Annotated in this window: 2 protein-coding genes; one reads left to right on the top strand and one right to left on the bottom strand. The window is 32.9% G+C overall.

What is annotated here, in order from left to right; all coding sequences use genetic code 11:
- The coding region (locus tag F6K27_RS33045) for a transposase (RefSeq protein WP_287280253.1) at window positions 1–585 on the top strand (585 nt) is incomplete at its 5' end.
- 500 nt (window positions 586–1,085) lie between these two features.
- On the opposite strand, the gene F6K27_RS33040 is transcribed toward F6K27_RS33045, so the two are convergent.
- A complete protein-coding gene (locus tag F6K27_RS33040) occupies window positions 1,086–1,430 on the bottom strand; it encodes a transposase (RefSeq protein ID WP_287280251.1) in 345 nt (114 codons plus the stop codon).
- Window positions 1,431–1,792: the final 362 nt, after the last annotated feature.

The raw sequence follows: 1,792 nt of genomic DNA, 5'->3' as shown, positions 1-1,792 counted from the left end.
ATAAAACGAGGTAAAAAATATTGTAAACTCTCAGAATTAAAAGTAAATGTCGGTGAAGCTAAACTGTTATTAAATCAAAAAATTACCAAGATATTGAAGGTAGGAACATATAATTTACTCATATATAAAAAACAGAAATATCGTCAAAAATCTGTTGTAGAGAAATGGTATATTCTCACCAATTTATCTTCTACTGGAAAAGTTAAAAAAATATATAGCCAGAGAATGGGAATTGAAGCAATGTTTCAAGACTATAAAACTGGTGGTTATAATCTAGAATCAGCGAAGGCCAATGAAACGAGATTGAATAATTTAATTTTATTAATAGCTATTTCATATACAATTAGTTCATTTGAAGGACAAAAAATAAAAAACAAAGGGGTTCAAGAATATATATCAAGAACTAATGAGAGAGGTAGAAAAGAAAGAAGGCACAGTAATTTTTTTGTAGGATTATCAGGGATGTATTGGGCAATAAATGATAATTTTATCTGGGAATTAGTAGAAAACTTAATGAGGCTTAATCCTCATAAGTTTCTATATTATTGCAGGGGAATAAAAGCGATGAAGACAGTGGTTAATTAGACCGTAATTTTTGATTAGCAATCAATTAATAAAGGTGAGTTTTTTCATAATATTATTCTCCCATGGTAGTTGAATAATAATTCAACTCGGTTAGGGTGTGTAGTGCGTTCGCGCAGCGAACGCACTACACCCCATCTATTCTCAATAAGGGTTTTCTTTTTGTTGAAGTATTGTTCAGCTCCAGTCGGCAAATTCCTTTTTATATATAGCTTTCAACTAGCTTGTCACCCCGTGAGGACGGCCACACTTGACACAGATATAATTTTGTTTACCTTTTCGCGTGACCATTTTTATGGATGTGGTGACTGTGGCATTCTGGATATTCCATTGCATTTTTCCTTGAACTTTACACGCTGATCATTCTCTCAATCATCTTCTTTTCTGACAACGCCCATTAATTAGCCATATCATGTCTGCTTGAATACTTATACCATTTCTGAAAAATTGTGTGATTTTTGTAGCAGCGATCGTCAACTGATAGAGGCATTAATCTTCATAGATCATAAATTGGCTATATTTAAAGCCTCAACAATATAATTCCACCCTGTTATTGATGCTATAATTTCACTTGAGAGGTTGTTAATCATCTCTGTGAGATTTGTTCTCAAATCTTCTAAAGTTTCATATATTCCCCAACTTAAATGATCCTTCATGTATTGCCAAAGTCGTTCTATGGGATTAATTTCTGGACTATGTGGGGGTTGAAATAGTAAAATAATATTTTCAGGAACTTTGATTTTTTTGGCTGTATGGGCTGTACTATTATCTAATTGGATAATATTTATACTATTATTATATTGAGCAGATAATTGGTTTAAATAAACTTGAAAACATTCAGCATCCAAATGAGAAAATTCTCAAAACAAAGATTCTCCCGTGGCGGGTTCCACAACCCCATATATATAAATAGCTTTGAAATCCCATTGGACTTTTCCAGTAGGTTTGACTCCACAAGCAGTGATTAATCGAGGTTCAATTGTTTTTAAACCGATAGGAGTTTCATCTTGGCAAAAATAGCGTAATGGTTGTTTACAGAAATCTTGGGAAAAATTGACGAGTAAAAATTTAATAGTTTCTCAGGGCTTTGTTGCATGAAAGTAGCGATCGCCAAAAACTCCCTTAGTTGGAAGTTAACTAGATTTCTACTTTGTAGCTCTGGGGTTTACCATTTTGAATCATCACGTTGAGTATGGAACATTGTATGAAT

Origin of the sequence: Okeania sp. SIO2F5, assembly GCF_010692685.1 — a bacterium.
GTDB classification, from domain to species: Bacteria; Cyanobacteriota; Cyanobacteriia; order Cyanobacteriales; family Microcoleaceae; genus Okeania; species Okeania hirsuta.
This window is presented reverse-complemented; position numbering and strand designations above follow the sequence as displayed.